Annotated in this window: 9 protein-coding genes; 6 read left to right on the top strand and 3 right to left on the bottom strand. The window is 68.4% G+C overall.

Going from position 1 to position 7,975, the window contains the following annotated elements; genetic code table 11:
• The 3 genes from FFS27_RS33755 to kynB form a co-directional block, all read right to left on the bottom strand.
• Positions 1-126, bottom strand: a 126-nt coding sequence (locus FFS27_RS33755; RefSeq protein WP_256659637.1) for a hypothetical protein, incomplete at its 3' end; no start/stop codon positions are given.
• A gap of 155 nt (positions 127-281) precedes the next feature.
• Positions 282-1,532, bottom strand: coding sequence for a kynureninase (kynU, locus tag FFS27_RS24530; RefSeq protein WP_023101306.1), 1,251 nt, complete (start codon positions 1,530-1,532; stop codon positions 282-284).
• A 3-nt stretch (positions 1,533-1,535) separates the two neighbouring features.
• Positions 1,536-2,177: a kynurenine formamidase KynB gene (kynB, locus tag FFS27_RS24525; protein WP_003109664.1), complete on the bottom strand. Its 642-nt coding sequence runs from the start codon at positions 2,175-2,177 to the stop codon at positions 1,536-1,538.
• Between the two features lie 132 nt (positions 2,178-2,309).
• On the opposite strand from kynB, the gene kynR reads away from it, so the two are divergent.
• The 6 genes from kynR to FFS27_RS24495 form a co-directional block, all read left to right on the top strand.
• A complete protein-coding gene (kynR, locus tag FFS27_RS24520) occupies positions 2,310-2,786 on the top strand; it encodes a kynurenine pathway transcriptional regulator KynR (protein WP_021264717.1) in 477 nt (158 codons plus the stop codon).
• A gap of 201 nt (positions 2,787-2,987) precedes the next feature.
• Positions 2,988-4,262, top strand: a complete 1,275-nt coding sequence (locus FFS27_RS24515) for an aromatic ring-hydroxylating oxygenase subunit alpha (protein WP_003128652.1) — start codon at positions 2,988-2,990, stop codon at positions 4,260-4,262.
• 87 nt (positions 4,263-4,349) lie between these two features.
• Positions 4,350-6,182, top strand: coding sequence for an asparagine synthase (glutamine-hydrolyzing) (gene asnB, locus FFS27_RS24510; protein WP_003105325.1), 1,833 nt, complete (start codon positions 4,350-4,352; stop codon positions 6,180-6,182).
• 27 nt (positions 6,183-6,209) lie between these two features.
• A complete protein-coding gene (locus tag FFS27_RS24505; RefSeq protein WP_021264718.1) occupies positions 6,210-6,719 on the top strand; it encodes an aromatic-ring-hydroxylating dioxygenase subunit beta in 510 nt (169 codons plus the stop codon).
• Between the two features lie 10 nt (positions 6,720-6,729).
• Complete coding sequence (locus FFS27_RS24500; protein WP_003139620.1) at positions 6,730-7,632, top strand: alpha/beta fold hydrolase; 903 nt, start codon at positions 6,730-6,732, stop codon at positions 7,630-7,632.
• Positions 7,629-7,975: hypothetical protein (locus FFS27_RS24495; RefSeq protein WP_171019225.1), on the top strand; the 347-nt coding region annotated here is incomplete at its 3' end. The genes FFS27_RS24500 and FFS27_RS24495, both read left to right, overlap by 4 nt.

The raw sequence follows: 7,975 nt of genomic DNA, 5'->3' as shown, positions 1-7,975 counted from the left end.
GCCCATGAACAGGCCGGTGCCGATGGCGCCGCCGATGGCGATCATGCTCATCTGCGCGGCCGAGAGCCGCCGTTGCAGGCCCTGTTCGCGGCGCGAGATGGCCTCGAAGCCCTGGGGGTCGTTCATCTGGATGTCCTCTGGAATCTTATTGGGGTTCTTATGAATTGCCGAGGGAACGTCGGTGGCGATGTGCGGGTGCCGGTCGCGGGCTCCTGTGCGCGAGAGCGGTGGGTGTTCGCGGGCCGCCCCGGGAATACCGGCGCGGCCCGCGCGAGCGGGGCTCAGGTCACCTTGTGCCGGACCTGGTAGCGCGGCTCTTTCCAGGCTTCGCTCTGGAGGATTTCCAGCAACGCCTGCACCGCATCCCAGACCTCGACGAAGCGGGTGTACAGCGGGGTGAAGCCGAAGCGCAGGATGCCCGGCTCGCGGTAGTCGCCGATCACCCCTCGGTCGATCAGGGCCTGGACGATGGCGTAGCCCTGGGCATGCTCGAAGCTGACATGGCTGCCGCGCCGGGCATGCTCGCGCGGGGTCACCAGGGTCAGGCCGAAGCGTTCGCAGCGGCTTTCCACCAATTCTATGAACAGGTCGGCGAGGGCCAGCGACTTGTCGCGCAGGCGCTGCATGTCGGTCCGGGCGAAGATGTCCAGGCCGCATTCGACCAGGGCCAGCGAGGTGATCGGCTGGGTGCCGCAGAGGAACCGGGTGATGCCTTCGCCGGGCTGGTAGCGCGGCTCCATGGCGAACTGGCGGGAATGGCCGAACCAGCCGGACAGCGGTTGCCAGACACGCTCGCGCAGGCGCGGCGCGACCCACACGTAGGCCGGCGAGCCGGGGCCGCCGTTGAGGTACTTGTAGGTGCAGCCGATGGCGTAGTCGGCCTCGGCCGCGTGCAGGTCCAGCGGCAGCGCGCCGGCCGAGTGGGCCAGGTCCCAGATCGCCAGGGCGCCGTTTTCGTGGACCAGGCGGGTGACCTCGCGCATGTCGTGCAGGTAGCCGGTCTTGTAGTTGACATGGCTGAGCATCACCACCGCGGTATCCGCGTCGATCGCCGCCGGCAGTTGCTCCGGGCCATCCACCAGGCGCAGCCGGTAGCCGCGCTGGAGCATGTCGGTAAGGCCCTCGGCGATGTACAGGTCGGTGGGGAAGTTGCTCGATTCGGAAACGATCACCTTGCGCCCTGGCGCTTCTTCCTCCTGGACCCGCAGGGCGGCGCTGAGCACCTTGAACAGGTTGATCGAGGTGGTGTCGGTGATCACCACTTCGCCGGCGCGCGCGCCGATCAGGGGCGCCAGCTTGTCGCCGAGGCGCTCCGGCAGGCCGCGCCAGTCGGCGCTGTTCCAGCTGCGGATGAGGCCCTCGCCCCATTCCGCGGCGACCACTTCGGCGGCGCGCTCCACGGCGGCCCGGGGGCGGGCGCCGAGGGAGTTGCCGTCGAGGTAGATCACGCCGTCGGGCAGGGCGAACAGTTGGCGCAGGTCGGCCAGGGGATCGCCGGCGTCGAGCGCCAGGCAGTCGTCACGAGTGGTCATCGGTTACTCCGCGGTAGGCAGGGCGCGCAGCACGGCACGCACCGGGCTGGCATCGAGGTGGGTGAATTTCAGCGGCAGGGCGAGCAGTTCGTAGTCGCCGGCGGGCACGTCGTCGAGGACCACGCCTTCGAGGATCGCCATGCCGTGGCGGCCCACCGCGTGGTGGGCGTCGAGGGTCTTGGAGTGCTGGGGGTCGAGCGACGGGGTGTCGATGCCGACCAGCCTGACGCCGCGCTCGGCGAGGCACTCGATGGTGGCCGGAGCGATAGCGCAGAAGCCTTCCGGCCAGTTCGCCGGGACCCGTTCGAAGGTCCGCAGCAGCACCCGCGAGGGCAGGTCGTCGAGCTGGCCGGCGAGGTGTTCGGGGGTCACCAGCGGGTTAGCGCCGATGCAGTGGATCACCCGGCACGGTCCCATGTAGACGTCCAGCGGCACCTGGCCGATGGGCAGGCCGTCGGCGCGGTAGTGCAGGGGACCGTCGACGTGGGCGCCGGTATGCGGCGAAAGGGTGATCCGGCCGACGTTGACCGGGCACTGCTCGTCCAGCCGCGCCGCCCATTCCTGCTGGAACGGCGTGTCGCCGGGCCAGGTCGGCGTGCTCGGGTCGAGGGCGGGACTGATGTCCCAGTAGCGGAGCGAAGTCATTGTTTTTCTCCGGAAATCCAGCGAATGATAATGGACGAGATTTCGGAGAATTTTCGTGCGAAATGCAAGGCTGCATGGCAATCTGTTCGCACAAAATTCGAAGATAGCTATTCATTCTGATAGGAATTGCACATGCCCCTGGACGCCATCGATCTGCGCATTCTCCGTCACCTGCAGCAGGACGGGCGGATGAGCAACCAGGACCTGGCGGAGAAGGTTTCCCTCTCGCCATCCGCCTGCCTGCGCCGGCTGCGCCTGCTGGAAAGCGAGGGGATCATCCGCGGCTACTCGGTGGAGCTGGATGCCGAGCGTCTGGGCGTGGAGCTGGAAGCCATCGTCCATGTGTCGCTGCGCCAGGACGTCGAGGGTTGGCACGAGGCGTTCATCGCCAGGGTCCGGGACTGGCCGGAGGTGGTCACCGCCTATGTGGTGACCGGCGCCACCAACTATGTGCTACGGGTCCGGGCGCGCAACCTCAAGCACTATTCGGACTTCATCGTGAACAAACTGAACCGCGCCGCCGGCGTCACCGATATCCGCTCGGAAATCGTCCTGCAGGAGATCAAGGCCGGTGCCGACCTGCTCGACCTGGTGAACCTGAAGAGTTGAACGGGGCGACCCCTCATAAAAGCATGAGTGCAATGAGAGGGACGAATTTTCAGTCGTCGAGGGAAATAATTATTTTGTCTTTTTTCATGGGGTTACGAGTTATTAGCTAATGAATAAATAGTCTGCCGGAATTGATTTTCCCCGTGCTAGGTTTCCTCCGTCCCCGTTGCCGGGTTGTCAACGTTACACGGAGGTTAGGCGGTGAGTGAATATATCGAGACCGACGACGCAAGTTACTTCCGGGTCAGGCGCCAGGCCTATGTTTCCGCGGAACTGCACCGGCGCGAACTGCACGAGATATTCGACGACAGCTGGCTGTATGCCGCCCACCTCAGCGAGCTGCGCGAGCCCGGCGACTTCATCACCCGCGACGTCGGCGGGCGCAACCTGATCATCCAGCGTCGCGCCGATGGCGAGCCGGCGGTCTACCTGAACGCCTGCGCGCACCGTGGGGCCAAGGTCTGCGCCGAGCGCCAGGGCAACAGCCAGCGTTTCACCTGTCCCTACCATGGCTGGACCTACGACAGCCACGGCAGCCTGATCGGCCTGCCGGACAAGGCCGCCTACCAGCACGCCGGGCAATGCCATCCGGAGCTGTCCCTGACACGGGTGAAACACGCGGTCTACCGCAACTTCCTGTTCATCCACTACGGCGCCCGGCAAGCGTCCCTGGAAACCTACCTGGGCCAGGCGAAGGACTACATCGACCTGATCTGCGACCAGTCCGAGGCGGAACTGGAGATCATTCCCGGCGGCTTCGAGCATTCGATCAAGGCCAACTGGAAGCTGCTCGCGGAAAACGGCGTGGACGCCTACCACCTGCCGTTCGCCCACAAGCGCTACCTGGAATACCTGAATAGCCTCGGCACCGATCCGGAGTCGCACAAGCGCCATGGCCGCGGCGAAGCGCTGGGCAACGGCCACGCACTGATCATCAGCGGCCCGCCGTCCACCGGACGGCCGATCGCCTACTGGAGCCCGCTGTTCCCGGAAGCGCTCAAGCCGTCCATCGCCGCCAAGTTCGAACGCCTGGTGGAACGCTTCGGGCAGGCGCGGGCGGAGGACATCGCCCACACCAACAAAAGCCTGTTCATCTTTCCCAACCTGGTGATCAACGACATCCTCGGCCTGAACATCCGCTCGTTCTTCCCGACCGCCGCCGATGAGGTCAGCGTCACCGTATGGGGCGCCGGCTTCGCCGATGAGACCCGCGAGGAGCGGGCGGCGCGGATCAATGGGTTGATCTCGTTCATCGGCCCGGGCGGTTTCGGCACCCCCGACGACGTCGAGATCCTCGAATCCTGTCAGCGCGCCTACGCCCACGCCGCCCTCGGCTACAGCGATTTTTCCCGCGGCATGGGGCCGGCAACCCGCCGCCACGTCGACGAGGAACAGAACCGCGGCTTCTGGCGCGAGTGGAGCCGCCGGCTCGGGCAGCAGCCCGCCGCCCTGCGGCGTCTCGCCGTGGCCGTCTGAGCCGTCTTCAACCATCGCTCCCTGCAGATCCCTGCGCGCCGCCCTGGCTACGCGGGGAATAAAGGGTCACTGCAAGGAACGTCATCCATGTGTGGAATCACCGGCTGGACCGACTGGAGCCGCGACCTCGGCGAGCAGCGCAGCATCCTCGAACGCATGACCCGTACCCTGGCCCCGCGCGGGCCGGACGCCGAAGGCCTGTGGCTGTCGCGGCACGCGCTGCTCGGCCATCGGCGCCTGGCGATCATCGACCTGGAGAACGGCGCCCAACCGATGCTTGCCGAGGCGGGCGGGCGGGTGGCGCTGACCTACAGCGGCGAGGTCTACAACTTCCGCGAGCTGCGCGCCGAGCTGGAGACGCTGGGCCAGGTCTTCCGTACCCGCTCGGACACCGAGGTGGTGCTGCGCGCCTATCTGCAATGGGGCGAGGCTTCCTTCGCCCGGCTCCGCGGCATCTACGGCTTCGCCCTGTGGGACGAGCGCGAGCAGAGCCTGTGGCTGGTGCGCGACCGCTTCGGGGTCAAGCCGCTGTACTACTACCCGACCGCCGGCGGCGTGCTGTTCGCCTCGGAACCCAAGGCGATCTTCGCCAACCCCGAGGCCAACCCGGTGCTCGACGCCAGCGGCATCGCCGAGCTGTTCGCCTTGACCACCGCGCCGACTCCCGGCCACGGCCTGTACAAGGGCCTGCGCCAGGTCCGGCCGGGCCAGGCGCTGCGCTTCGACCGCAATGGTGTGCGCGAGCTGGTCTACTGGGCGCTGCGCGCGGAACGTCACGAAGAGGGCGCCGAGGACAGCGCCGAACGTGCCGGCCAGTTGCTCCGCGAGGCAGTGGCCGAGCAACTGGTGGCTGACGTCCCGCTGGGCAGCCTGCTTTCCGGTGGGCTCGACTCCAGCGCCATCAGCGCCTTCGCGGTGGCCGCGCTGGATGGCGACGCGCGGCGCCTGCCGACCTTCTCCGTGGACTTCCCCGGCGAAGGCCGCGGCTTCGTCCCGACGCCCTGGCAAAGCAGCTGGGACGAACCCTATGCGCAGCTGGCGGCGAACTTCCTCGGTACGCCGCACCGTACCGTGCTGGTCGCCCCGGAAGAGGTGCTGGAACAGGACGAGGCGGTGCTCCAGGCCCGCGACCTGCCCGGCTGGGGCGAGCTGGACGCCTCGCTCTACCTGCTGTTCCGCCAGGTCCGCGAGCACACCACGGTGGCACTGTCGGGCGAGTCGGCCGACGAGGTGTTCGGCGGCTACCCGTTCTTCCACGACCCGAGCGCCCTCGCACACGACGGCTTCCCCTGGCTGGCCGGCAAGAGCGGGCCCTGGCAACTGCTGCGGCGGGAGGTCGCCGAACGGGTGGCGGCGCCGGAATACATCCGGGCGCGCTACCGTGAGGCCCTCGCCGAAGTGCCGCGACTGGATGGCGAGGATGCCGCCCAGCGGCGCCAGCGCGAGGTCGCCTACCTGGCGCTGAGCCGCTGGCTGCCGGCGATGCTCGAACGCAAGGACCGGATGAGCATGGCGGTCGGCCTGGAAGTGCGCGTGCCGTTCTGCGACCACCGCCTGGTGGAGTACGTATGGAACCTGCCCTGGGCGCTGAAGAGCGTCGCCGGGGAAAGCAAGAGCCTGCTGCGCCGGGCCCTGCGCGGGCACCTGCCGCAGGCGATCCTGGAGCGGCGCAAGAGCGGTTTCCCGGCCAACCCCGACCCACGTTACCTGGCGCTGCTGCGCGAGCGGGTCGGCCGCCTGCTCGACGACGGCCGCTCGCCGCTGTTCGAACTGGTGGACGCCGGGCGGGTCCGCCAGGCTCTCGAACAGGGCACGCCGCTGCCCAGCCCGCGTGCCTCGGCGAGCCCGACCGCCGGCCTGGCCTACCTGCTGAACCTGGACCGCTGGCTGACCCGCCATGGGGTCGATATCAGCCTCTGAGCGGCACTTTCTTCCCGGAGGATATTCATGAGCCTTGCCTTGTCCCGTCCCGACAGCGACCTGCTGGCGCGGGTCAGCGATTTCCTCGTCGCCGAAGCCGAGCTGCTCGACGACCGCCTGCTGGATACCTGGTTCGCCCTGTTCGAGCGCGCTGCACGCTACCGGGTGCTGCCGTTGCAGGAGCAACTGGCCGGCCAGGCGCCGGAGGACAGCCTGTACATCATCGACGACGATCACGTGCGTCTGCGCGAGCGGGTCGACAGCATCCTCGGCGGGCATACCTGGATGGAGCAGCCGCGCTCGCGCACCCGCCGCCTGGTGGGCAACGTGCGGCTGAAGCGGGTCGAGGGCGAACTGGTCAGCAGCCGCAGCAACTTCGTCGTCCATCAGTTCCGCAACCGCGAGGCCTGGAACTTCGTCGGCGAAGCCAGCCATGTCCTGCGCGACGGTCCCGAGGGCTTGCGCATCGTCTCGCGGGAGATCCGCCTGGACCACGAGACCATCAGCGGCCAGCGGCGCATCAGCATCATCCTGTGAGGCGCCGCCCATGAGCACCGATCCGTTGCTGTCCGGCTTCGACTACCTGACCCTGCACACCTCCGCCGCGCGCCTCCGCGTCGCCGTGAAGGGCAGCGGCCCGCCGCTGCTGCTGTTGCATGGCTATCCGCAGACCCACCTGGCCTGGCACCGCATCGCTCCGCGCCTGGCCGAGGACTACAGCGTGGTCCTCGCCGACCTGCGCGGCTACGGCGAATCGCGGGCGCTGGACGAGGAGGGCGCCGACTATTCCAAGGCCGCGCTGGCCCGCGACCAACTGGAAACGATGGGCCAGCTCGGCTTCGAACGCTTCACGGTGATCGGCCACGATCGCGGCGCGCGGGTCGGCTATCGCCTGGCGCTGGACCATCCGCAGGCGGTCGCGGCCTTCGTCTCGCTGACCGTGGTGCCGATCCTCGACAACTGGGCGGCGGTGAACAAGGCCTTCGCCCTCAACGCCTACCACTGGTTCCTCCTCGCCCAGCCGTACGACCTGCCGGAGCGCCTGATCGGCGCCGATCCGGAGCACTTCCTCGACTACACCCTGCGACGCATGGCCCAGGGCCGCGACATCTACCACCCGCAGGCGCTGGCAAGCTACCGCCGGGCGTTCCGCGACCCCGCCGTGCGCCATGCGATGTGCGAGGACTACCGGGCCGCGGTGGGCGTCGATGCCGACGCCGACCAGGCCGATCGCGACGCCGGCCGGCGCCTGCAATGCCCGGTCCAGGTGCTCTGGCAGGAACGCCCCTACGCCGCCGGGCAGCATCCGCTGGAAATCTGGAAGACCTGGGCCGGGCAGGTCGAGGGCGCCGCCATCGGCGCCAGCCACATGCTTCCCGAGGACGCGCCGGACGCGGTGCTGGAGCACCTGCTGGGGTTTCTCGCCAGCCACCGGGAGGCGCTCCGATGAGCGCCGTCGAACGCGATCCGGCGGCGCAGGCGACGCTCTGGCGACAGCGGGTGTTCGAGGTGCACGCGGCGATGTCCGCCTACGTCGCCGAGCGCCATCGGCGTGAAGACCTGGGGGACTGGGTGGCGACCAGCGCGCGGATATTCGCCGATCTGCCGGCGACCGACGACCTGCGCGCCGAAGCCTGGCAGGCGGTGTTCTTCCGCGCCCAGGCGCTGATCGAACAGTTCATCGTCGCGCGGCCTGGCGTGCCAGGCGGTCGGCGGCGCTGGCCGGATCGCCCCGTCCCGCCGGTTCCAGCGCGCGATAGATCCGCGCGGTGGCGCGCGCCCAGTCGTCGAGC

It is taken from the genome of Pseudomonas sp. 2VD (assembly GCF_005503585.1).
Taxonomy (GTDB): Bacteria; Pseudomonadota; Gammaproteobacteria; order Pseudomonadales; family Pseudomonadaceae; genus Pseudomonas; species Pseudomonas aeruginosa.
Note: the sequence above shows the minus strand (reverse complement) of the source record. Positions and strands in the feature narration are given on the sequence as shown.

What these genes read in the sequence shown, in the direction of transcription:
- kynU (WP_023101306.1), bottom strand. Translation starts at nt 1,532, where the DNA reads ATGACCACTCGTGACGACTGCCTGGCGCTCGACGCCGGCGATCCCCTG.
- asnB (WP_003105325.1), top strand. Translation starts at nt 4,350, where the DNA reads ATGTGTGGAATCACCGGCTGGACCGACTGGAGCCGCGACCTCGGCGAG.
- kynB (WP_003109664.1), bottom strand. Translation starts at nt 2,177, where the DNA reads ATGACTTCGCTCCGCTACTGGGACATCAGTCCCGCCCTCGACCCGAGC.
- kynR (WP_021264717.1), top strand. Translation starts at nt 2,310, where the DNA reads ATGCCCCTGGACGCCATCGATCTGCGCATTCTCCGTCACCTGCAGCAG.
- FFS27_RS24500 (WP_003139620.1), top strand. Translation starts at nt 6,730, where the DNA reads ATGAGCACCGATCCGTTGCTGTCCGGCTTCGACTACCTGACCCTGCAC.
- FFS27_RS24505 (WP_021264718.1), top strand. Translation starts at nt 6,210, where the DNA reads ATGAGCCTTGCCTTGTCCCGTCCCGACAGCGACCTGCTGGCGCGGGTC.